The following is a 22,927-nucleotide window of genomic DNA, read 5'->3' as shown; positions in this document are numbered from 1 at the left end:
AGGAGAAGCGTCACCAGTCGACGCGGGGGGAGTGCGCAAAGTCAGCCATATCCTAGCCATGAGTTCATCCCGTTGTCGCGTCCTGGAGGTTAGTTTTTTAATACGTTGTCAGTGTCTAATACGGTGTACGCTACAACTCCAGATGATAGAGAATTAAAGCTGGAGCATTAACTGTACCAAGTTCCGGAAAATCAGACGCCAGGACTGCCAGTAAACTGGGCGAAGTATAACGCATCCCTGCGGCGGTAAAACAAGAGGGAGCGGCCGCAAAGTCGGTGAATCGGTGAGAAAAAATCTACGTTGCCGCTCGCTTGGGGCGAAACGTCAGCAGACTTGTTTAAATGCCGAGCGGTTGTGGGGAGGATTGGTAGAAAAACTGGGTGGGAAAGAAAGCGCTGGGAGGCGGCGCTATTATGCGCCGCTGCCGTTTTCTGATCGGCGGGTTGAAATTACTGATCAGGGTTAGCTGCCAAAAACTCTTCCAGAGTATTGACCATATTGGTGGATCCAACGAAAAGCGGAATACGCTGATGCAATTCTGTTGGCTTGGCATCCAAAATTCTCTGGCCTGGTGCGGCAATCGCTCTGCCACCTGCCTGTTCCGCAAGAAACGCAATCGGGTTGCATTCATACAAGAGGCGCAGTTTGCCACTTGGGTAACTGCTGGAAGTGGGGTAGAGGTAAATTCCGCCTTTGATCAGATTGCGGTGGAAATCTGATACCAGTGAACCAATGTAACGGGAGGTGTAGGGGCGGTTAGTTTCCTTGTCTTCTTCCTGGCAATATTTAAGGTACTTTTTCACGCCGGTTGGGAAGTGAATGTAGTTGCCCTCGTTGATAGAGTAGATTTTGCCATCCTCTGGGATGCGCATATCTGGGTGAGACAGGTAGAAAACCCCCAGGCTGGGGTCATAGGTAAAGCCGTTCACGCCGTTGCCGGTGGTGTAGACCATCATGGTTGAGGAGCCATAAACAATATAGCCTGCCGCCACCTGTGCTGTTCCCGGCTGTAGAAAATCCTCCTGTACGGCTTTTGAGCCAATCGGTGAAATACGCTTGTAGATGGAAAATATGGTACCTACAGAGACGTTGACATCAATGTTCGACGAGCCATCGAGAGGGTCCATCAGCACGACATATTCTGCGTCGTTATTCAGATCTTCATCAAAAGTGACGTAGTTGTCTTCTTCTTCTGAAGCAATACCACAGGCGACGCCACGGGCGGCGAGGGCGGCCTTGAAGCGCTCATTGGCGTAGACGTCCAGCTTTTGCTGTTGTTCGCCCTGGACGTTCTCGGAGCCAACGGCACCGGTAATATCAACCAGGCCGGCCTTATTGATCTCCCGGTGGACGACTTTTGCCGCCAGACGCAGAGAGGAGAACAGATAGGTGAGAGCACCGGTTGCCTCGGGATATTCGGATTGGCATTCGATGATGAATTCACCGAGGGTTTTTGTCGTTTCCATAATAAAGGGGGGTCCTTATCAATCGATTACGGAAACAGTGTCTCCATTGCCATGGGTTTGTCAACTCGACTTCCGTATCCGACTAAAGTTCGCTGACAAATATGTGGAAAAGCAGAAAAAGTTATTGGTCGGCATTAGGGAATAGATCGCTGGAGCATCACTGCGGGCGTAAATCAGAAGAGTTCGACTTCCTGCTCGTCGCCGGTATTGTTGCTGAATGCCCCTTCGAACCGCTGTTTTTCGTCGATCAAGGCGTCAACCTGGGAAACAAAGTCTTCACTTAGGGTTTCCACGAGTCGGAAGCGCTCAAGAATGATCTGGAAATTGTGTTGTTTATGATTCCATTCCGGGTCGCTAAACAGCTCGATAAGGTCCAGGAAGTGGTCGTGGATCTCATAGTAGGGCGCAAGCATTTTACTGAAGGAGGGCAGGTGCCCGTAATTGGAGCGCCCCTCATTGTTCAGCCATTGACCAAGATCGTATTCATCGGCTGACATTCTCAAAATGCGAGCTTCGGCACAATCAGTACCAGCCTCAATCAGTCGATAGCCGTTTTGCAGATAGATTATCAGATCCTGCTTGACGAGGTTAAAGCGGTTCAACATCTTGGCATAGCTAACCCGCTCATAAATCTTGCCCGAGGTATCCGCGAAATTTTCAAAATTGGCTGCAAACTCTCGTGAAGAGCTGGAAAAATTCTGTGCCGCGTCATTCATCATGGTTGTACCTTCGACCACCGACGATGCCGACTGGGAAATTTGCGCCATTGCCTGACCAATTTTCAGCGTTGCGTTTTTGGTGTCTTCGGCCAGGGATCGAACTTCGTCGGCAACCACTGCAAAGCCGCGTCCCTGCTCTCCGGCGCGGGCCGCTTCGATGGCCGCATTTAACGCGAGCAAATTCGTTTGGTCGGCAATTTTACCAATCATGTTAACCATGGTGCCAATGGAGCTGCTCTGTTCATCCAGAACTTTTGAACAGCTGTCCATATTCGCCAGCGTGGTTTCCAGATTTTCCAGTTGGGATAACAGTTCGCTGGCAGTCTGGCGGCCGGAAGCTGCTGTGGTAACAACGGACTGAGTGTCAGTTTCGACGCGTTCCAATTCGTCGGTGACAAAGCTCAGATCTTTCTGGTTGGCTCGCAATAATGTCAATAAACGCTGGGTTCTGAGGTCGGAAATTTGCGCGTCTACTTTGTCCCGCTCGGTGCGCAACACGTTTTCGACAACGCGCTGTGAGGTGTCTGCCACCCGGTCCAAGAGTCGCTGGAAGAGGCCGCCGAATTGCTTTGGTAAAGGTTTTCTGTGGTGTTCACCGTGGAGCGCTGCTGCAAAGACCTTGTTGATCTCTTTGAAGGTGATTTCAAGCTTGTCGAGAGTTTTGTTGAGATCTTCTGCCATGACTTGTTGTGAACCGCTGCCAAACTCGTTGGGCAGTCGGCTGTCGAAGTCGCCGCGCTGAATATTGGAAATGACTTCGGCAATTTTCCAGCCATCGCTGCTTTTGCGTTGGTTGATTAAATGGTCGCGAACCATGAGTCCAATTAGGATTCCCGCACCGGTAATGCTGACCAGATCCCCAGGCATGCGGTACTGGATGTAGGTAAGACCCACAACGGTCAGACCGATATTCCAGGGATAGCTAAGCGTTGTGGAGCGTGTGAACCAATTCTTCATAGGTCTTTGAGGAATCTTCGATAAGTGCGTCAAAATAGGCCTTTGCGCCTTCCAGTCCCTGATCCTTTTCCATTTCGCGCATTTTGTCGTAATGCGGGGAGAAAAAATCAATTGCGGCTTGAGAAGTGGTGTAACACACCATTTCATAGCCAAGCTGACCGCCGTTGGGATCAGCGCTGTAGCGCTTGGTAAAGTCCATCAGGGTCCAGTGGGAGCGACCACCTGCGCACACCAAATGAGAAATGACGACCGCATAACCGCGCTGTTTGGCTTTTTCAAGAAAGTCTTCCCGCAAGCTGCGGGGAGTCAGTGTGTAACTCAATGTGGAGTCGATGCCGTTTTCTATCTCTTGATAGCGTTCCGGTGTTTCAAGAAACTCCCTGAACAGCCCGTTGAGATAAACCGGTTTCATATGCATGTCGAACTTGGCATACATAAAATCGGAGTCTGCTCTGCCTGTCAGCATCTAAAAATCCTCCCGAATTGGAGGCTAATCTGGGTATGACTCAGCATATTTGCTCGCAAAATGGCTTCCCGCCACCGGCTGGAGGCCAGACGGCGAGAGGCGTTATCATTCTCAAAAGCTTTCTAAAACAGTGGCTTATCGACTTCATTTAAAACAGAGCCTGCTCAGCAAAGTATAGTCTGCCAATGACAGGCCTGCGAATCACATTCAGTGATCAATAGAGTATTTATCGGCAATGGTATAGATAGCTATAGCTCAGTGAATCCCAAAAGAAAACTATGGCGTCAATAGTTGCCTTGGAACTAAAAAATGATTCGTGAGCTAACGACCGCCCGGAAAAATGCAGGAGATTGTTTTTCTTTAATGGTTTTGATCAGGCTGAATGAGGATGCGATCATCGTCCAGGATGTGGAGATCCGGAGCGAGCGCCTGGGTATAGCGGTCAAAGTAGAGAAATTGCTTGATCAACAAAGTAAATGACCTGGGAAAGCGAATGCCGTAACGTTTCGCAAGGGAGCTCATCTGTAAAATCATGTCTTCGAGGGTGTCATCGATGACACCTGATTGCACGGGCGTCTGTTTCAGGCACTGGTTATAAAAGGTTTCTATATCTTTGGCGAACGCGGCCCTGTCCACCTTTTTACCTGTGGCTCCCAATTGAATCATAGCGTCAGCGGTGGCTTCAAAGTCACAGGCGGGCAGTGAAGTCCCCAGTGTCATCAGCGCTTGCCAGACCTCTTCGCCAATGCGCCCGACAATACCAAAGTCGATAAAGCCAATCTGCCCTGAATCGAGCATCATCACGTTGCCGGAATGCAGGTCCGCGTGATAGATACGGCATTGGCTGACACTGGCAAACCAGACGTTGAGCGCGTCGATCAGGGCTTGCTCGGGCTCAGTGTGGAAACGTCTTACCTGTTCGATGTCGGTCAGAGGAACGCCGTAAAACCTTTCCATGGTCAGAATTTTTGAGGTGGATGCTTCAGGATAGACCTTCGGAACCTTTACTCGGCTGGAGCCAATCTGACCTAAAAAATCGCGGTATATTTCTATGTTTTCCGCCTCTTTTTCAAAGTCGCATTCCTCCATCATGCTGGAGCGTATTTCGCCAACCATGTCCGCTAAAGACAAATGTTTTAATCGTGGGGCGATCAATTCCATGGCGCGAGTCGCCAAGTGTACGGTAGAGAGGTCAGCTTTGAGGATGCTGCGTGCGTTGGGGCGCTGAACTTTTATAACGACGTCTTCTCCGGTAACGAGTTCGGCCGCATGTACCTGGGCTATTGATGCTGACGCTAAAGGCTCTGGATCTATAAAACTAAAATGCTCGGCTGGATCTTTCAGCTCTTTACGTATGACTCGTTCGATAGTCGACCACGGCAGAGGATTGGTTTGATCGAGACATCCCTGAAAAGCTTTTACGTATTCATCCGGAAAAATCGACGGCATGCTGGCGATAAGTTGCCCCAGCTTGACGTAGGTGGTGCCGAGATCTTCAAAAATTTCTCGCATTAAAACCGGCGCCGGAGATCGCTTGCCGAGCGCCCACTTAAGAGCGTTTTTCTGAAGAACAAAATTGGTTTGTAAAGCCCGCCGCGCTCGCAGCCAGGGGCCGGACAAAAGTTCCTGCATGCTGGTCAATCTCAAAGGCCTTGAGAAAATTCTTCTGATTGTGCCAGAAGCGGTTGGTCGTTGTCTGTATTCTTATTCTTTGTGTGCCCGTACGAGAGTACTTTGGCGCCAATGATAATTTCTTGGCGCATATAAGTATTTTATGGGGGCGAGACAAGTAATTTAAGCGCGATACTTGTCGAGTAGTGGTGCGCCGTTAAACTCCGCTTGGAGAACGGAGATAAACGTAAAAACGCCGATCAACTTGCGAGTAACCAAGGCGAAATTTTGCGACGGCAGACTGAAGCTTCGACTGGCAACCGACTTCCCCGCAATTTTGGAGGCTCGCTTCATGAGCTTGGATTGGCTCCAGCAATATTGCCCGTCAGCATTGAGATGGGCTTCTGGAAGCTCGGACTCAGGTCGCATAGGTTCCATGATTTCAATACAGAAATTCACAAAGGTCTGCTGCGCTTTCTCCGAGGCGTCTTCCTGAAGGCATCCCAGTTTTTGAAGCCCGGCTGCGACGGCCTCGTGATCACAGGCTTGAGCGGCAAAAATGGTTTCGCCCAGAGCATCGAAAAATGCATCACCAGCGTCGAGTACCGAACCAAAGTCGAGCAGGACGAGCTGGTCGTTGCCGTCCTCATTGATGGCAATGCGATAATTCCCGAAATTGGGGTCCGCTTGAAACAGCCGCCATTCATAGATTTCTTTAAACAGTAACTCCAGCATATTGGCGGCGATTTGGTTGCGCCTTTCCAATGAGAGTTCAGCGACTTGTCCACTGGTGACCGGTTCGCCATCCAGAAACGTCATTGCAATTAATTCGTCGCTACAAAGCGTTGGATAGACCTGTGGGATGACATATCGAGTATCGCTACCAAGCAGGCTGGCAGCTTTTTGCGTCATGGTGATTTCCCGGTGGTAGTCCACTTCCAGCAAAAGCTGTTCACGTAGTTGCTGTAACCAATCGTCGAAACCACGGGAAAGCTTGATCCAGCTGGTTAACTTGAGCATGCGAACGACGGCACGGAAATCACTTTCTATCGTCTCCTTCACGCCAGGATAGAGGATTTTCAGGCAGATCTCGTCACCGGTAGCAATAATTCGCGCCCGATGTACTTGGGCGAGAGAAGCAACGCCGATTGGGAGTGGGTCAATATCCAGCTCGTGATAGTGAGCGCCCAGTCGTTCGTGAAGAATTGAATCGACTTCCGGCCAACCCATCGGCTCGGTGGCGGACTCCAAACTGTGTAAGGCTTCTGTCAGTTCTTGAGGAAAGACAAACTCGCCGACCAGGGCCAGCATTTGTCCCGCTTTGACATAAGTGCCTTTTAGGTTGCCCAGCTCGGCGACGAACTTTCGCGCTTCTCGGGCCAGTAGAGGGTTGCTGTCGCGACCGGGGACAAACGTATTGATGACCTTATCTGCCATCAATGCACTGCCAGTGCGAGCACCGGCAATTGAAATGTTCAGGCTGCGAAGAAATGGATTGCGTTTCATGGTTTTGGAAAATCGTGCCATTCTATGTCTCTGCCTCGTTGAGGGGCATCATACGCGCTTGCGTACAACGCCCCAACTGCTTTGCAGTAGATACGCAGCCGGGGCTTAAAAGATGACTTCACATTTTGGTTGAGTGAAAAACTAACCTTCTTTCGGAATGTGTTTTTCCGTTTGCCGCGAGATCTCTTTTTCGCGGGCCTCGGCAGCTTTTAGCAGGCCTTTTGTTAGTCGATTTTTAGCCTGACGAATCGATGGCGCGAGTTTCCCTTCTTTTAGGTAGCGATGAATCATTTCCTGGGAGCGTATCTTGGCGTTGATTTTCATCGGACGCAGCGCATTGCTTTGAGCTTTGTCCAGCTGTCTCGCTTTGATGTTGTCACACCATTGAATCTCCAGGATGTCACGAATCATACGCTGATGATCCGGATCTAAAATCGGCACGGATACTTCGACGCGATAGTCCAGGTTTCGGGTCATCAGATCTGCGGATGAGAGGTAATAGCGAGGTTCGCCAGCGTTATGAAATGCGTAGACCCTTGGGTGTTCCAGAAAACGGTCGATAATGCTGATCGCTTCGATATTTTCCGAGCGACCTTTAACGCCTGGGATTAGCGACATCATGCCCCGGCAGATAATTCTAACTCTGACGCCGGCACTGGAGGCGTCGTAGAGCGCCTGCACAATTTTTTGATCGACCAGATTATTACACTTGATAAAGATCTCTGCGGGCAGACCGCGATTGGCATTATGGATTTCATTACGAATCAAGCGCGTGAGCCCAGGCCGATTTGTCAGTGGGCTGACCAACAGATGGTTGTAGCTGTGGCGGCGATACGTGTAGGAAATAAAATCAAAGACTTTGTAGACGTCTTCACCGATTTCCTGGTCATAAGTCAGCAAGCTGAAATCCGTGTAGATCTCTGCGGTTTTCTCGTTGAAGTTTCCTGTGCCCACATGGCTGTAGTATCGCAGGCGTCCTTTCTCCATACGGCTGATATGGATCAGTTTCGCGTGCACTTTCAGGCCAGGTACACCGAAAATGACGTTGACGCCGCCGTCGGTTAACTGATTTGCCCAGCCAATATTGGCTGCTTCGTCAAAGCGGGCTTGAAGCTCTACGACGACCGTGACGGCTTTGTTGTTGCGTCGTGCTGACAGCAGGGCGTCAACAACACGAGAGTTTTTGGCCGCGCGATAGAGGCAGATTTTTATCTCGGTGACCGCGGGATCAATCGCGGCTGTTTTCAGAAGATCTATAACGGTCGAGAAGGAGTGATAGGGATAGTAGAGCAGTATGTCCCTCTCCTGGATGACTTCAAACAGGTTTTGGTGCGCGGAGGAAAATGGCTGCGGTAATTTTGCTAGGGGTTTGTTCTCAAGATAAGCCGGGCCGATACTGGGGAAGGACATAAAATCCTTGGCGTTATGATAGCGCCCTCCAGGCATTAAACTGTCGTATTTGGTGAGCTTCAACCGTTTGATTAAAAGATCGAGCAAATCCTGCGGCATTTCGCTGTCGTAGAGAAAGCGCTCTGGCTCGCCAGATTGGCGCTTTTTAATGGAGTGAGCCACTTTATCAATCAAACTTTGATTAATGCCCTCACCCAGTTCCAGTTCGGCGTCTCGAGTCAGTTTAAAAACGTAGCCTTCCGCCGCTTTGATGGGAATGACGCCGCGAAAAACCAAGGGTATGTTGGCAATGATGATGTCTTCAAGCACGGTGAAAACACGGCCGGTCTTGCCTTTGAGTTGCGGGATCTCGACAAAACGATCCAGACGACTGGATGGAATTTCAACCAGCCCATAGCGCACGGCGTCGTCCAGGTCGACCATTTTGATCGCTAGGTAGATCTTTCCGTCGGCGACGGCAGGGAAGTTCTTCGCGGAATCGAGCAGAACGGGATCCAGCTCCGGCAAAATATGGCGGTTGAAGATCTCGTTGGCGACGCGCAGCTGTTTCTCGTCGAACTGGCGGTCTGTAATCAGATAGATTTTGCGTTTACGCAGTGCTTCCAGTATCTGTAAATGAATCTCATCAAACTGGATTTGTAAATCGCGGGAGATCTCCTGAATCTCTTGCAGCAGGTCATTATAGGCTTCTTTTTCTGCCGGCGAAGAGGAAAACGCCGCCAGACGGCTTACGTCGGCAACGCGTACTCGGTAGAACTCATCGAGATTGTTGGAAAAGATGCCCAGGTATCTCAGTCGTTGAATTGGGGGAACCTGGGGGTTACCGGCCTCTTGTAAAACGCGCTCGTTAAAGGAAAGCCAGCTGAGTTCTTTAGCGATCAAAGGGGTATTTTTCTTACTCATTACGTACAGTTGTGACAGATTTATGAAAAAACGCCGGGTAGCATAGCGTTCTAAAGTTACGGTTTTCCTTCTGCGCCGTTGTCGCGCAGAAGTTGCTGCCTAATTGTGTCAATGGCATCGACCAGCAGCGTCGCTGAAAGGGCGCTGCCGTTATGTATCAGATTGAATGGTTTCACCTCGAAAGAAGGATCTGGGAAGGTGGCCGACGGCGCCCGTTCGCGGTGTTGGCGAATGGCCCCTCAGCCTGGAGAAACCGAGAATTCATGGCACTGAATATACCCAATGCCAGCCACTATTGATACACTAGCCGACGGTTTTCGTTGCGTCGAACAGCGGGTTTGTTGAAAGCCTCTGGATTATCAGGGAGTCTCTGATAGACGCAGCATAACGGAAGGCGGACTTTTCTATCCGATAGCCGGTTATCCCACAGAAGAGAAACGGTTTTGACTGATCAACAGCCCTCGCCGGTGTTCGCGGCACTCGATCTCGGCTCGAACAGCTTTCACCTTTTGGTTGCTCGTTGTCAGGACGGCAAATTAGAAGTTATCGACCGCCACAAAGAAATGGTTCGGTTGGCATCAGGGCTTAATGACGATGGCACCTTGTCGGAAGACGCGGCGAATCGTGCATTGCGAAGCCTCGAAAGATTCGCAGAGCGATTGCGCTCGACTCCCAATGCCCATGTCCACATCGTGGGGACCAACACCCTTCGGGCGGCTTCTCGAACCGATAACTTTCTGCACGAAGCTGAGCAGATACTCGGCAATCCGATTAACATCATTAGCGGGATCGAAGAGGCGCGACTGATCTACCGGGGTGTGGTTCACGATTTGGCGCCAACCGATCATCAACGGTTGGTGGTTGATATCGGCGGAGGTTCCACCGAGCTGATCATCGGTAATTTAAAGCCGCGCCTGCTGGAAAGCCTCTATATGGGGTGTGTGAGCTATACGAAGCGATTTTTCGAAAACGGTGTTGTCAGCGCCAAGAATTACCGCAAGGCTCTGCTGTCGGCGAGAGATGAAGTACAAACGGTTGCCGAAGATTTTCATGTCGGTCATTGGTCCGAGGCCGTCGGCACTTCGGGTAGTATCCGTGCCATTCTCTCGATGCTTGAAGCTATGGGCATCAGCCCCGAGCATACGATTTCGCTTGCGGGTCTTGAAACCCTGGCGTCGAAGATCGTTCAATTTCCCCATGTCGATAAAATTGATCTGCCTGGTTTAAGCGATGATCGGCGTCCAGTCATCATTGGTGGGCTTGCCGTTTTGCATGGTGCGTTTATTGAGCTCGGCATTGAGCAGATGCAGGTTTCCAGTTATGCCCTGCGCGAGGGTATTGTTTTAGATTTGGCTGGCTTGCTTGAGGACAAGGATATTCGCATTGATACTGTCAATCGTATGATGGAACAGTATCGTGTCGATGTGGAGCACGCGAACCGGGTCGAAGAGCTGGCCATGAGCTTGCTGGCACAGGTACGTGACGACTTTGGTGTTGATTATTTTCGCGCGCGTAAAGCATTGCAGTGGGCTGCTTGTTTGCACGAAGTCGGTCTGTCGGTCTCTCATGCTAGTTACAATAAGCACAGTGCCTATTTATTGGAGCACAGCGAGATGCCGGGGTTTTCCCGCCAGGAGCAAAAGCTGTTGAGCTTTTTGGTTCTGAATCATCGTCGGAAGTTGCGTCCGATGAACACGTCTTATGGTTTTGTGCCCGATTGGCGTTTGGTGCAGATCCTAAGGCTTTCCTGTCTGTTGTGTCGGCGTCGCATTGATGATGCTCTTCCGCCAGAGTTGTCCATAAGTTTTGGAGAGGGCATCTGTCAGGTGAGTTTTGATGGCGAATGGTTGAACCAACACCCTCTGACATTTGAATCCCTTCTCGAAGAACAGAGCTATCAGGCTAATCAGAATCTACAATTGGATGTGGTCAGTCGCTAGTTGCTTGCGATTGGTCATTTCCTTATTTTCACTTACTTTTATTGTTCAGGAGCGTTTTAGTGCCGGAATTGGTTGAACTCCCGGAAAAGCATATTTTTCAGGCTTACGGGGTGCAGGTGTTAGACAATCGCCATCGTTTGGTAAGAAAACTCAAAAAAGCGTATACACCGTCGATACATGGGCACAAAACCTGGTCCAGCAGCTTCTTGCTGATGGATTATTTTCTACATAAGCAGATGCTGAAGCCGGAGTCGTCGGTGCTTGAGGTCGGTTGTGGTTGGGGACCAGCGTCAATATTCTGTGCAAAGCATCAGCAGTGTGATGTCACGGGATTGGATCGAGATGAAGAAGTCTTTCCTTTTCTCGAAGTTCAAGCGGCATTGAACGGCGTAGAAATCGCCAGTATGACCAACAGCTTCGAAAAGGTGACGAAAAAGCAGTTGGCAACTTTTGAGTTGGTCATGGCTGCCGACGTTTGTTTTTGGGACGAACTGACCGACATTCATTTCAAGCTGATTAAACGGGCTTTGAAGGCCGGTGTGAAAAATATTGTTTATGCCGACCCCGGTCGTGAACCCTTTTTCAACTTGGCGAAAAAATGCAAAGGGGAATTTTCAGCATCTTGTGTTGAATGGTATAGCAGTGAACCCGAATATTTCGAAGGTTATATTCTGCACATAAAAAACGATTAGGGCAGGGGGCAGTCTAGTCAATTTCGGTTAAATGCTGCATTGCTTTCTCAATAGTGGGAAAGTCGAAAATGAAGTTGTGTGACATTGCGGCATCCGGATAGACAAACTGTCCGTTTAGAAGAAGCTCTTCGGCCATTTGTCCAAAGAGCACTTTAAGTGCGACCGCCGGTGTTTTTAAAAAGGCTGGGCGATGTAAACTGTCCGCAAGGGTTTTGGAAAAAACGGCGTTGCTGACGGGGTTTGGTGCAACTGCGTTGACGGGGCCATTTAGCTTCGGGCTATCGACAACATACATCAGTAATCGCAACATATCTTCCAGGTGGATCCAGCTCATTCCCTGGCGACCGCTGCCCATTGGCCCACCTATCCCCATCCGAAAAATCGGTCGTAACTTGTCGAGTAAGCCGCCTGGGCCAAGTACGAGTCCAGTCCTCACAATCACTTTCCGCCGAGCCGCTCCCGTCATCGCATCTTCCCATGCTGCGCAGAGTTCTGCTGCATAGCCATCGCCCTGTGGGCAGCTTTCGTTGAGCATGGATCCCTCACCAAATTCCTTTCCGTCATAGTAACCGTAGTAGCCAACTGCCGAGCCGGTGATGATGAGTTCTGGTGGTTGAGGCATCTGGTTGATGTAGTGAGAGAGCTCTTTGGTAATCTCCACTCGACTGTTCCAGATCTTTTGACGCTGGGTTTCCGTCCAGCGCTTTTCCGCAATGGGCTCTCCGCAGAGATTAAGGATGTAGGAAACATCCATGGGGAATTTGGAGAGTGTGCTTATCCACTCGATGCGCTCTTCCGTTTGTTGGTCCGGGGTGCGTGTCAGCGCGGTTATGCGGTGACCTCGGTCGAGCAATCGCTGGCAAAAATGAGATCCAATAAATCCTGTGGCGCCGGTAACCAGCCAGTGCGGTTGCGTCATGATGTCGTTCTGTCCCTTGGATGAGAAAGCTCAGGCTTTGGGTCGTGCAGGTCGTTGGAAATGACCTCGTGGCATGAATACGGACCGTAAAGATGCTCGGATTTATCCTAAGACCAGTTAGTTTAAATTGGAATAGGAGGGAGAGCCTTTTAAAAAAGTTCGACATCGCTGGTGGCGTCTGCGACTTCTTTAGCCGTATCATCGGTCGAGCGTGACGTGAAGTCATTGAGCAGTCTTTGCTGTTTTTCTGCCAAATGCTCCAGCAGTTGGCATACTGTATCGAATGCTTCGCTGGCGTTGCTGCCTTGTTCAATAATTGAGTGGGTGGCGTGTATGGCGCCGTCAAGGGTATTGATCAGATAGCGTTCTTGATCCTCTTCCAGTGCCAGCTTGGGGATTTCTTTTTCCAATTCTTCGATGGTTGACCGCAATAGCAACAGAACCTGCCGTTGCGATTCTTTGAGTGTTTTGCCCACATCGTGGAGGGTGCCTTTAACGGCGTCAAAAGAATGGTTTAGGTTGTGGCCGTGGGCGACCAGGGCGTGCTCTGTAATCATGACCTTTATTTTGGCATCGGTCGCGCCAAGCATGGTAGGAAGGAAATCTTTCAGGCGACCATAGGCCTCGGAGTTATCCAGTGGCATGTTTTTGATTAGCAGTGCGACGCGCTCATAATTGATTTGTGTGCGACAGCCAAAATCATTGAAGCGTTTGCCGCTGTCAAAGAGAGTGAGCATCAGTTCTTTTTCGAGGGGGGAAACGGCCCCTTTGGAGGAATGAAAATCATCACCTTTGTAGGTGCGAAACATCAGCGTGCAGGAAAGGTTGAGTCCACTAGTAACATCGAGAAAACGATTGGCCGTTTCTTTCAGGTCGTTAATTTGATAGGTCGACTCTACAAATTGTATGGCCATGCCCAGCTCGCTAGAGCCTCTCATGGCTGCGAATGCGGTTTTCGATGCTGCTTCAGCGTCGATATTGAGCCGATCTTTATCCTGCAAATAATTCCATATCAGATTGAGTTTTACTTTGAGTTCTTCTTTTTCAAAGGGCTTAACAATGAAGTCATTGGCGCCGACTTCATAGCCCAGCATGCGCTCGCGTAGATTTCCGTGGGATGATAAAAAAAGTACCGGGATGTGCCTGGTCGATGGATTTTGCTTGATCTGATCGCAGACTTCATAACCGTTAATGCCAGGCATCTCGACATCTAGCAGTATGATGTCAGGTTTGCAGTCGGGAATTTTTGCGAGTCCCTCGGCACCATCGCAGGCAGTTTCGACGCGATAATCCTGGTCGAGTATTCGGCCAATCAGATTGCGAATAAATTTATCGTCATCGATTACCAGCAGTGTGCCAGCCACGAATAACCTCGCTCTTGAAGAATTCGATCAACCGTGCTTCACGTGTTTTGCAGATTCAAGTAGACGTGCATAGGGCTCAATAAAGATGCTGGAGAATTGGCACGATAATTTTCTTTCCGTTGTTTTTGTGAGAAAAGGTAGCGGCCATTCCCTTGTCGATCTTGAGTGTTTCCTCAATGCTGGTCGTGTTCTGCCCGAAGCGCTTATTGCTTAAGTGTAGAAGTCGTCGGATTCAAGGCAATGTTCCTATAAAAAAATACCCTCGAAATTAAAAAAAATTTGAGGGTATGTTTAATTAGACGCCAGGAGTTGTCTTGTAGAATTGTTGCCTGGTGATCGAACTGTTTTGAGTGGTCAATGAATCCAGTGGGCAAGTAGCAGCGTTAAGCCGTAGCCTGCACTGTAGGCTACCAGCAGAAGTGGAAAAAATTTTAAATAGGAAATAAACGTCATTTCCTGCATTTTGCTCATCGCAATAATTCCTGCTGCCGACCCGATGGAGAGCAATGATCCGCCCACGCCAACCGCGTAAGTTAAGCCCAGCCAGTTTGCTGTTGAGAGCTCAGGAGCAGCTTTTAGCAGGGCTGCTGTCAGGGGAACGTTGTCGAGCAACGCTGAGAAAGCGCCAGCGACATAGTTGGCGATTTGCGGATTAATTTCGGTGTACCAATGAGCAACGGTCGTTAAGACTCCGATTTGTTGCAGCATTCCAACCAGCAGTAGTATGCCGAGAAAAAACAGTAGAGTGTCGTATTCAATTTCACGTATGTATTCAAGTATTTGAGTCTGTTCTGCATCGGTAGACACGAGTCGTCCCAATAGGAACATCACGGAAAGCCCTGTTAAGAAGGTTAATACCGGAGGCACGCCAAACAAGACATTGAAAACCATGGTGCAAATAATGGTCGAGAAGAACGTGGCCGCGATCGCGATATCAACCCCGTAGATTTGGCGCTCGACTGTCTCTGTGTATACCTTATCCTTGAGGCCAAAGCTCAAGAGAAACGCCAATAGAGAAACGCTGACGGCAGAGGGAATCATTAACAATAATAGTTGCCCCATGCTGACATGACCCGCGAGAAAAATCATGAGGGTCGTCACGTCACCAGTAATAAGAGAAACGCCACCTGAATTGACGGCAAAAACCACCAGGGCAGACATTTTTAAATTGGTGGAAGGCGGAAGACGGAAAGATTGAATCAGGCCAAGGCTGACCAGTGTCGCCGTAACGTTGTCGCAAATGGACGATAGAATAAGAGCGAAGAGCGCCAGCATCCACATTAGGGACCGCTGCGACAAGCTTTCAGGAAACCAGCGCTGAACGACGACTTGAATCATCCCCTTGGCATTCAAGTAGGCAACAAACGTCATTGTCGACATCAGAAAAAGCCAGAGGGTAGCAATTTCCAAGAGGTTTTCATTCAGAGCATGCTGTACTGAGTGCTGCGCATCAGGGGTGTCTGCAGCAATAAATAATAGCAGCCAGGACAGGCAGCCAAGCAGTAATGTAGTTTTGGCTTTGTTTACGTGAATGACTTCTTCAAACACGATGCTCAGTAGAGCGAGGGCCGCGAGAAGCAGTAAAACGATATTCAACATGCCTGCGTTTCCATTTGTCGTTGTTTTCGTTCTCTGTCAGAGGCTGAAGCCTCTCCAGGGAATTATGAGGAGGTGCTGCAAGGCGACTTATTCGTCGTTATTGGGATGACGCCGGCGACGCGGACTTTGCCTGAAGCCAGTTTATCCGTCAATTTCGACAATGGTAGGAGGTGGCTGGGACTTCAGCAGGTCTCGGTGGGTTGGGATAGAGGGGTTTAGCCTTGGTTATAGAACATTTTGGCGAGTGCTTGTAAGCCTTTTCCTCGTCGGGCTGCTTTCCAGGCGACCAGGGTTTCGCTGGTTTCTGTTGTGGATCCTTCCAGCTCCCGAGTCACCATCAAACCTTCCTCCAGCAGCGAGCGAATGCGATGGGCGGGAAGATAACCGACACCCAAACCAGAGGCTTGAGCGGCGATTTTTTGCGCCATCGTCTGCACGTAAATTCGATGCCCGCTAGCGATTCGTCGGGTGGTTCGTGGTGCTGAGAACTTCGAGGTATCGCGGACGACAATCCAGGGTAGGTCGGTCACTTCAGTGATGGGAATCTCCTTGGGAAAGCGGGTGAGGGGGTGGTTGGCAGCCAGGGCGAAGACCATGGTTAGCTCACCAAAGGGCTCGGCGCGGATTCCTTGTTTGGGGGGCACGGGTGGACCTGCTCCAACCACCAAATCGACACGATCATCGGCAAGTGCTTCCCAGCTGCCTCCCAACACCTCTTCATAGATCTCCAATGACGTTTGTGGGTGTTGGTCAACGAATTTCTGCAGTACTGGAAAAATCTCGTCTTCCCCAACGATCGTATCGACGGCGATGCGCAGTTTGGGCTCCCAGCCGGTAGCGACTTCACGGGTGCGATCTGCCAGGCGCGCAGCCTCCAGGAGCAGCTCATTTCCTTCTGCGAGCAATAATTTCCCCGCGGGGGTTAAGAGGGATCGTCGGCCGCTGCGTTGGAAGAGGGCAACGCCGAGTTGCTCTTCCAGCTTTTGTACCGAATAAGAAAGGGCTGAAGGCACCTTCCCCAGGTGTTCCGCCGCGCTGGCGAAGCTTCCACGTCGGTCAATTTCAACCAGTATTTCTAAGGCTTCTAGGGTTATCGGATGCGATGCCATGGTGTTTATATCCCGCGTCGGATGGGGTTTCGCATTTTATTCAAATAATCTGAATAAATAAATCACGAATTGCCTATCAATTTCTCTGATCTTACTGAATTACACTTGCGTAACCGCTTAACGCTGAGGCTCACTTAAAATGAGCTCTAAAAAATTATTTTCTAATTTATTGAAGTTAAATATTAATTTTTCAAATCAATACGCAAGGAGTATAGGGTATGAGTGACGACAGACTGCTCGTAAGAGTTGATTCCTCCGCTCGAGGTAGTGAATCTGTTACCGAGCAACTCACCGGATATCTGTTCGACAAGTTGTCCGCAAAAGGTGAATTCACCAGTACTGTGAGCCACCATTTTGGCAAGCAGCCTCTCCCATTAATCACGGCTGATGTCCTGGTTGGAGTGCATGGATCTGCAGAGGATCCCAGTCCCGAAATTGCCCGTCAGCTGGAGTTGTCGGATCAGTTGATTGGTGAGTTGAAACAGGCGAAGGCGATTATTATTGGCGCGCCTGTATACAACTTCAATGTGCCGGTGACGTTGAAACAATACATCGACTACATCTGTCGCGCTCGCGTGACGTTTCGCTACACAGAAAATGGGCCTGTTGGCCTGACGGACATTGATGACGCTTATATTGTCGTCGCCTCTGGCGGTACGCCCATCGGTAGTGATTTTGACTTCGTCAGTGGATACGTCACGTTAATCATGAATTTTATTGGTGTGAAAAACGTTCATGTTATCAAAGCCGACGCGATGGACCCGGACGAAAAACTGGCAAGCGCGAAAGCACAAATTGATGCCTTGGTAAAGGCATAAACCAACGAGGCGGGTAAGACAATGGGACTTTTGCAAAATGGTAAATGGGTCGATCAGTGGTACGACACCAAAGACAGTGGCGGCTCATTTGAGCGTCAGGCGAGCGTCTTTCGTAACTGGCTGACGCCTGACGGTTCGCCCGGTTCGGATGGACAAAAAGGCTATCAGGCAGAGGCGGGGCGTTACCGGTTGCTGGTCTCGCTTGCCTGCCCTTGGGCGCATCGCACATTGATTGTCAGGGCGTTATTAGGTCTTGAAGAGCAGTTGCCAGTGACGATTGTTCGCCCCGAAATGTTGGATAACGGTTGGGAGCTGTCCGAGCCGCAGGTTTTTGCGGGGCAAGAGATAAGCTATCTCTACCAACTGTATTTGTTGGCGGACGACTCGTACGAAGGAAGGGTGACGGTTCCTGTTCTCTGGGATGAAAAAACCAACAGTATTGTCAGTAATGAATCTGCGGATATTATTCGAATGCTTGTTTCTGGTTTTGGTCAGTCAGCCGCACGATCGTTAGATTTATATCCAGAGTCCTTGCGCGGGGAGATCGATGTAATCAATCAACGCATTTACGATACGGTAAATAATGGTGTTTATAAGGCCGGCTTCGCTACTGCCCAGGACAAATACGAAGATGCAGTGGTTGCTCTGTTCGAGACGTTGGATTGGTTAGACGCTCGCCTTGAGCAACAAAGGTATTTGTGTGGTACGAAGTTTACTGAAGCCGACATTCGGCTCTTTACCACTCTGGTGAGGTTTGATGCGGTTTATCATGGACACTTCAAGTGTAATCTTCGTCCGTTGAGTAGTTATTCGAATATTTCTGCCTATGTGCGTGAGTTGTATCAGCTGCCGGGCGTCGCGGAAACTGTCAATATTGATCACATAAAGACGCATTATTATGTCAGTCATAAAACAATTAATCCGACCGAGATTGTTCCCCTGGGACCGCAGTTGCAATTCACGAAACCTCATGATCGTGATGCATTAATGGGTGAGACTTTTTAAGGCGCCGTTATGTCTACGTCTACTAGGAATTTTGTGAAAGCTCGAACGTTAGTGCAGGTTATTCCTGCTCAGGAAACCCGTGACGGCGATGGCGTTTTGATTTATCGAATTGCCGGGCGTCAGTTCAATGTGCGCTTGGACCCATTTTTATTGATTGATGAATTGCGGTCTGAACATGTCGATGATTACGGCGGAGGTTTTCCCAATCACCCTCACCGAGGTTTTGAAACCCTGACCTATATGTTGAAAGGGCAGTTGGAGCACGGTGATCATATGGGAAATTCTGGCGTCGTCAGTCCAGGCGGTGCTCAATGGATGACAGCGGGTAAAGGCATTATTCATTCGGAAATGCCTAGGCAGAAGGACGGAGAAATGCATGCGTTTCAGCTCTGGTTGAATTTGCCCGCAGAACAGAAAATGATTGCACCTGGATATCGCGACGTTGATGCTGAGTCGATGGGGCGATTTATTAGTCGTGGTGACGATGTTGATGTCACAGCGGTAGCAGGTAGCTGTCAGTTGGACTGCTTGGGTGAATCGACAGAAATCAGCGGGCCGGTGCAAACGGTAACTGACGCTACGATTTTGGATATCCGCTTGCAATCACAGGCAGAACTTCAGGTAACGCTCCCTGACGCTAACAATCTGCTGGTTTATGTGATGCATGGCGCGACCGATGAGTTGGTTGAGCAGCAGCTTGGCGTCTATGAAGGCCTGGGCGCAGTTACATTGAATGCCGCCAGCTCAGGAGCCAGAATTTTGTTGTTGTCTGGAAGGCCATTGCAAGAGCCTGTTGTGCAGTACGGTCCCTTTGTTATGAACACAATGGAGGAAATTCAGCAGGCGGTTAGAGAGTTTCAAGAGGGGCGCTTGGTTTCGTCGTCAAGTTCATCTTGAGGTGGTAAAGAAGTATTAAACCGAGAGATTTTTGGGTATAGAATATTTAGCATTGGCTTCGTTGATCTTGATTTTGGATCCTGGTTTGGTTTGATGATTCCAGCCTAACCGGAAGCCCATGATACATGCTAGAAAGTGGACTCTTCAGTCAGTCTGAATTCAGGTTTAGCTGTCATTATTTGTACCGCTGTTCTTCATTGTTTTATCCCCACGATTAAGCCGCGTTATTTCTCGCGGCTTTTTTTTGCCTGTTCGTTTGGCTTGCGATCCTATCGATTATTGTTACGACGTAAATTAATGCGTTAGCTGACATCTTTTTGTAGGTAGTTCTGCGTATAAGTTGCCAGTGACACAGATCTGAGCGTCTGGTGTTGCGAGTTCAGCAGCGCTCCTACGTTAACTGGGAGTTTCAATTATTTTTTAATGACGTCTCCCAGTACAATGATGAATTATTTCGCCGTCGGCACGCATCTATTTTCATTTCTATTGGTTTTTGCCACTTTGCTACCGCTGGCACACATCGATCATTGGGCAATTCGAGGTTTGGATTTTCCACGATTACAAATTGCCATCGGACTGTTTCTCGTCGCTTGTGCAGAGGCGTTGCTTTGGGGAATGGGAATTACGGATCACGGTTGGTGGCTAGTTCCAGTTCTGGCAGCGTTTGCCTGGCAGCTGCGTTGGATCATTGAGTATCTGCCATTGTTTCCCGTCGAGGTGTCTGCGCAAGAAGAAAGGCCTGGCTCGCAAACGATTAAAATCATGACGTCAAATGTGCTGATGGACAATAAAGAGTCGGACGCATTATTGTCCCTAGTTGATCAGTATCAACCCAATGTTTTGGTTACGCTGGAAACGAACGCATGGTGGCAGGAACGGTTGTCCGTGCTGCACGAAGCTTATCCATATCGGTTGGCTTGTCCGCTTGAAAATCTCTATGGCATGCATCTCTACTCGCAGTGGCCATTGCATGATGCGCAGATCAATTATTTGGTTGAAGACGACAAACCATCAATGTTCGCTTGGTTGGAAACGCCTGGCGGTGAACGGATTCGTTGTCATTTTCTCCATCCTGCACCTCCCAGTCCGACAGAAAATGAGGCGTCTACGGAGCGAGACGCCGAGTTGCTGGTTGTCGCCCGAGATCTGGCGGATAAGAAAGTGCCTATACTTGTGACAGGAGATTTGAATGATGTCGCCTGGTCTCGCACGACAAGGCATTTTCGCAAGATCAGTAGGCTGTTAGATCCTCGAATTGGGCGTGGTATGTTCAATACGTTTCACGTAGACTACTGGTTCCTGCGTTGGCCTCTTGACCATATATTTCACAGCAGGCATTTTCATTTCAAACGTATGATTCGATTGCCCGGGATCGGCTCGGATCACTTTCCCCTATACACTGAGTTGGCGTTTCATCCCTCTGCGGATTCTGCAGAAGCCCGTTTAGATGTTGATTCTAGCGACAAGGCTTGGGCGAAAGCGAAAACTCGAGAGGCGAAAGTGCATACAGATGACGTGCCCGGTTAATTGAAGAAATGGGATTTCGCGACGAGAGTGAATTCACTCAACCAAAACGCGACAAAAGGGGTTTTTATGCAGATAAAAGATGCTGTTGTTGCAATTACCGGAGGCGCTGGAGGCCTTGGGTTTGCCGCCGCAGAGCGCCTCGGTAGCCTAGGGGCTAAGATTGCACTGATTGACCTCAGTGAAGAGGGACTTCAGAAAGCTGCTGAAACCCTGAAAGCGGAGGGCATTGAGGTCGGTATTTATGCCGGCGATATTGCTAGCGAAGACGATGTGGTCGGAATCTTTGAAAAAATCGTCGACGATTTTGGCAGTTTGCAAGGGTTGATCAACAGCGCGGGGATTATCCGCGATGGCAGTCTTCTCAAAATTAGAGATGGCGATGTGGTAGACCGAATGTCTTTGGCGCAGTTTAACTCTGTAATTGCAGTCAATCTCACGGGCACTTTTCTCTGTGGGCGCGAAGCCGCAGCGCATATGGTGAAATCGGGGAAAGGCGGATGCATTGTTAATATCTCTAGCATTGCCGCTGCTGGGAACCGAGGCCAGAGTAACTATTCTGCGGCTAAAGCCGGGGTCGAAGCGCTCGCGGTTACCTGGTCTAAAGAATTGGCTCATCACGGAATTCGTACTGCCTGTGTCGCTCCTGGCTTTGTTGATACCGGCATGCTTGGGGATATGAAGCAGGAGGTTTTGGATAAATTTACCAAAACGATCCCTGTCGGGCGTCTCGCCAAACCCATTGAGATGGCAAAAACCATTGAATTTATCTTCGACAATGATTCTGTGAGTGGTCGTACCTTTGCGATTGATGGCGGGCTAAGGCTGTAATCGCGCCCTAATTCATGGCGGGTAACGCGGCTCTTGTCTATAACCTCTGTAAAGGTAATTAGACAGGGGCACTGCCAGCATGAGTATCGACATCAATCGGCTTCTTATGGAAGTCGAGCATGATCGCAAATCCATAAATCGTGAAATTCTCAATCCTGCGATCGATGTGCTTAGCATATCCGACTTGCGTCCGTTGATGCATCTGATTGCAAGAGCCCGCAGTGATTATCTTCAATATCTATTGTCCGTCTGTCATGACACTCCCGATGGAGTGCCCGACAGTGAGCAAGTTGCCGGTTTGAAGCAGCGTCGTCGCGTTTATGAGGAGTTAGTCAGCGCCTCACAAGCGCTTACGGGGGCGATTGAAAAAGGCTATTTGGATATCGCGGGTAAAGGCTGAAGTTAATCATCTGGCGTCCTGTCAGATCGAGCGGTTGGTCGGGATTGGGTTAATGACTGAGGCTTTTCTATTGGCTGAGGCTCCTCTAATAGCTGAGGCTCCTCTAATAGCTGAGGTGCCTCTTTATTGCGACTGTTGTTCAAGGTGGCGCTGATGGCTCTGGCGACTAAGGGGTGCTCACTGTTGGATGAGGTCTGCTCCAGCAGTCGGTGCAGTGTTTTTCGTTCTGTATCTGGATGAGTCCAGAGTTCCAGTTGATCTTCTTTGAGCAGAGCGGGCATGCGGCTGTGAATGGCGGCAAAGCCACTGTGGCTGGCTTTGGTAATGATGCTGCAAGATACCAGCTCTTCTTGCCACAAGTCCCAGAGCCCTGCAAAAAGCATAGGCCGTTGCTCGCAAAAGATTTCATAGGCTTGTTTTTCTGAAGCCCCTCGCTTTTGCCACTCAATAAATGACGTTGCCGGTATTACACAGCGCCGATAGCGGAAAGGCCCCCGGTAGGCGGGGCTCTTTTCGAGATTTTCACTGCGTGCATTGAACATCGCATAGCGTGTGTCTGGTCCGTCGGACCAAGAAGGTGTTAGCCACCAGCGCGCTTGTTTCATCTGTAAGCGGCCGTCGGCATAAATCAAAATGGGCACAGGTTCAGTTGGCGCGATATTGTATTGTGGCAGAGGGGGTAAAGGCAGGCCGAGGTCAAGGAAAAGCTGGTGTAGGCCAGGGTGATCAATCAGATTGTAGCGTCCGCACATGATCGCTGAGACTCCAAAGGCATTCTCGACCAATTTACT

18 protein-coding genes and 1 pseudogene are annotated in these 22,927 nt (G+C 49.7%); 8 read left to right on the top strand and 11 right to left on the bottom strand.

The annotated features are described in order from the left end of the window. Positions 1-449: 449 nt before the first annotated feature. The 6 genes and pseudogenes from fbp to ppk1 all read right to left on the bottom strand — a co-directional run bounded on the left by fbp (position 450) and on the right by ppk1 (position 9,038). The gene (gene fbp / locus ACXAFR_RS08215; protein WP_475175337.1) at positions 450-1,466 is read right to left on the bottom strand and encodes a class 1 fructose-bisphosphatase; all 1,017 of its coding nucleotides are present in this window, start codon (positions 1,464-1,466) and stop codon (positions 450-452) included. Positions 1,467-2,146: 680 nt separating this feature from the next. Further along, positions 2,147-2,419, bottom strand: a pseudogene (locus tag ACXAFR_RS08210) (methyl-accepting chemotaxis protein); the annotation flags it as partial. Positions 2,420-3,107: 688 nt separating this feature from the next. After that, positions 3,108-3,608: a hypothetical protein gene (locus ACXAFR_RS08205; protein WP_475175334.1), complete on the bottom strand. Its 501-nt coding sequence runs from the start codon at positions 3,606-3,608 to the stop codon at positions 3,108-3,110. Between the two features lie 360 nt (positions 3,609-3,968). Then, positions 3,969-5,240 carry an ABC1 kinase family protein gene (locus ACXAFR_RS08200; RefSeq protein WP_475175331.1) on the bottom strand — a complete coding sequence of 424 codons (1,272 nt, stop codon included), beginning with the start codon at positions 5,238-5,240 and terminating at the stop codon, positions 3,969-3,971. Positions 5,241-5,402: 162 nt separating this feature from the next. Further along, positions 5,403-6,746, bottom strand: a complete 1,344-nt coding sequence (locus tag ACXAFR_RS08195; protein ID WP_475175329.1) for an AarF/UbiB family protein — start codon at positions 6,744-6,746, stop codon at positions 5,403-5,405. Between the two features lie 120 nt (positions 6,747-6,866). Beyond that, the gene (gene ppk1 / locus ACXAFR_RS08190) at positions 6,867-9,038 is read right to left on the bottom strand and encodes a polyphosphate kinase 1 (RefSeq protein ID WP_475175325.1); all 2,172 of its coding nucleotides are present in this window, start codon (positions 9,036-9,038) and stop codon (positions 6,867-6,869) included. A gap of 443 nt (positions 9,039-9,481) precedes the next feature. Here ppk1 and ACXAFR_RS08185 point away from each other — a divergent pair, with 443 nt between their 5' ends. Together ACXAFR_RS08185 and ACXAFR_RS08180 are read left to right on the top strand one after the other, a co-directional pair. Continuing rightward, positions 9,482-10,978 carry a Ppx/GppA phosphatase family protein gene (locus ACXAFR_RS08185; protein WP_475175321.1) on the top strand — a complete coding sequence of 499 codons (1,497 nt, stop codon included), beginning with the start codon at positions 9,482-9,484 and terminating at the stop codon, positions 10,976-10,978. A 59-nt stretch (positions 10,979-11,037) separates the two neighbouring features. Beyond that, the gene (locus ACXAFR_RS08180) at positions 11,038-11,670 is read left to right on the top strand and encodes a class I SAM-dependent methyltransferase (protein ID WP_475175315.1); all 633 of its coding nucleotides are present in this window, start codon (positions 11,038-11,040) and stop codon (positions 11,668-11,670) included. Positions 11,671-11,683: 13 nt separating this feature from the next. On the opposite strand, the gene ACXAFR_RS08175 is transcribed toward ACXAFR_RS08180, so the two are convergent. The 4 genes from ACXAFR_RS08175 to ACXAFR_RS08160 form a co-directional block, all read right to left on the bottom strand. Continuing rightward, positions 11,684-12,589, bottom strand: coding sequence for a TIGR01777 family oxidoreductase (locus ACXAFR_RS08175; RefSeq protein WP_475175310.1), 906 nt, complete (start codon positions 12,587-12,589; stop codon positions 11,684-11,686). A gap of 149 nt (positions 12,590-12,738) precedes the next feature. Then, positions 12,739-13,953 (bottom strand): response regulator, encoded by a 1,215-nt coding sequence (locus ACXAFR_RS08170; protein WP_475175307.1) that lies wholly within the window; start codon positions 13,951-13,953, stop codon positions 12,739-12,741. Between the two features lie 354 nt (positions 13,954-14,307). Beyond that, on the bottom strand, positions 14,308-15,552 hold the full coding sequence (gene nhaD, locus ACXAFR_RS08165) for a sodium:proton antiporter NhaD (protein WP_475175304.1): 1,245 nt from the start codon (positions 15,550-15,552) through the stop codon (positions 14,308-14,310). Positions 15,553-15,767: 215 nt separating this feature from the next. Next, complete coding sequence (locus ACXAFR_RS08160) at positions 15,768-16,661, bottom strand: LysR substrate-binding domain-containing protein (protein WP_475175298.1); 894 nt, start codon at positions 16,659-16,661, stop codon at positions 15,768-15,770. A gap of 218 nt (positions 16,662-16,879) precedes the next feature. Between ACXAFR_RS08160 and ACXAFR_RS08155 the strand changes: the two genes are divergently transcribed. The 6 genes from ACXAFR_RS08155 to ACXAFR_RS08130 all read left to right on the top strand — a co-directional run bounded on the left by ACXAFR_RS08155 (position 16,880) and on the right by ACXAFR_RS08130 (position 22,136). Beyond that, entirely contained in the window at positions 16,880-17,479 is a 600-nt protein-coding gene (locus ACXAFR_RS08155) for an FMN-dependent NADH-azoreductase (RefSeq protein WP_475175294.1), read from the top strand. Between the two features lie 21 nt (positions 17,480-17,500). Next, positions 17,501-18,484: a glutathione S-transferase family protein gene (locus ACXAFR_RS08150; RefSeq protein WP_475175292.1), complete on the top strand. Its 984-nt coding sequence runs from the start codon at positions 17,501-17,503 to the stop codon at positions 18,482-18,484. A 33-nt stretch (positions 18,485-18,517) separates the two neighbouring features. Beyond that, positions 18,518-19,381: a pirin family protein gene (locus ACXAFR_RS08145; protein WP_475175290.1), complete on the top strand. Its 864-nt coding sequence runs from the start codon at positions 18,518-18,520 to the stop codon at positions 19,379-19,381. A gap of 441 nt (positions 19,382-19,822) precedes the next feature. Then, the gene (locus ACXAFR_RS08140; protein WP_475175287.1) at positions 19,823-20,908 is read left to right on the top strand and encodes an endonuclease/exonuclease/phosphatase family protein; all 1,086 of its coding nucleotides are present in this window, start codon (positions 19,823-19,825) and stop codon (positions 20,906-20,908) included. 66 nt (positions 20,909-20,974) lie between these two features. Continuing rightward, positions 20,975-21,736 carry an SDR family NAD(P)-dependent oxidoreductase gene (locus ACXAFR_RS08135; protein ID WP_475175283.1) on the top strand — a complete coding sequence of 254 codons (762 nt, stop codon included), beginning with the start codon at positions 20,975-20,977 and terminating at the stop codon, positions 21,734-21,736. A 79-nt stretch (positions 21,737-21,815) separates the two neighbouring features. Then, entirely contained in the window at positions 21,816-22,136 is a 321-nt protein-coding gene (locus ACXAFR_RS08130) for a hypothetical protein (protein WP_475175277.1), read from the top strand. A gap of 2 nt (positions 22,137-22,138) precedes the next feature. Here the strand turns inward: ACXAFR_RS08130 and ACXAFR_RS08125 are convergent, their stop codons facing one another. Further along, positions 22,139-22,888, bottom strand: a complete 750-nt coding sequence (locus tag ACXAFR_RS08125) for an SOS response-associated peptidase (RefSeq protein WP_475175270.1) — start codon at positions 22,886-22,888, stop codon at positions 22,139-22,141. Between the last annotated feature and the right edge of the window lie 39 nt (positions 22,889-22,927).

Source organism: Pseudomaricurvus sp. ABR4_320 (genome assembly GCF_056159445.1).
The sequence above is the reverse complement of the archived record's forward strand: the minus strand, read 5'-3'. Positions and strand labels throughout refer to the sequence as shown.

Bases quoted from the DNA above. Each gene is read 5' to 3' on its own strand.
- ACXAFR_RS08135 (WP_475175283.1), top strand. From the start codon at position 20,975: ATGCAGATAAAAGATGCTGTTGTTGCAATTACCGGAGGCGCTGGAGGC.
- ACXAFR_RS08160 (WP_475175298.1), bottom strand. From the start codon at position 16,661: ATGGCATCGCATCCGATAACCCTAGAAGCCTTAGAAATACTGGTTGAA.
- ACXAFR_RS08155 (WP_475175294.1), top strand. From the start codon at position 16,880: ATGAGTGACGACAGACTGCTCGTAAGAGTTGATTCCTCCGCTCGAGGT.
- ACXAFR_RS08205 (WP_475175334.1), bottom strand. From the start codon at position 3,608: ATGCTGACAGGCAGAGCAGACTCCGATTTTATGTATGCCAAGTTCGAC.
- ACXAFR_RS08150 (WP_475175292.1), top strand. From the start codon at position 17,501: ATGGGACTTTTGCAAAATGGTAAATGGGTCGATCAGTGGTACGACACC.
- ACXAFR_RS08130 (WP_475175277.1), top strand. From the start codon at position 21,816: ATGAGTATCGACATCAATCGGCTTCTTATGGAAGTCGAGCATGATCGC.
- ACXAFR_RS08200 (WP_475175331.1), bottom strand. From the start codon at position 5,240: ATGCAGGAACTTTTGTCCGGCCCCTGGCTGCGAGCGCGGCGGGCTTTA.
- ACXAFR_RS08140 (WP_475175287.1), top strand. From the start codon at position 19,823: ATGATGAATTATTTCGCCGTCGGCACGCATCTATTTTCATTTCTATTG.
- nhaD (WP_475175304.1), bottom strand. From the start codon at position 15,552: ATGTTGAATATCGTTTTACTGCTTCTCGCGGCCCTCGCTCTACTGAGC.
- ACXAFR_RS08125 (WP_475175270.1), bottom strand. From the start codon at position 22,888: ATGTGCGGACGCTACAATCTGATTGATCACCCTGGCCTACACCAGCTT.
- ACXAFR_RS08195 (WP_475175329.1), bottom strand. From the start codon at position 6,746: ATGGCACGATTTTCCAAAACCATGAAACGCAATCCATTTCTTCGCAGC.
- ACXAFR_RS08175 (WP_475175310.1), bottom strand. From the start codon at position 12,589: ATGACGCAACCGCACTGGCTGGTTACCGGCGCCACAGGATTTATTGGA.
- fbp (WP_475175337.1), bottom strand. From the start codon at position 1,466: ATGGAAACGACAAAAACCCTCGGTGAATTCATCATCGAATGCCAATCC.
- ppk1 (WP_475175325.1), bottom strand. From the start codon at position 9,038: ATGAGTAAGAAAAATACCCCTTTGATCGCTAAAGAACTCAGCTGGCTT.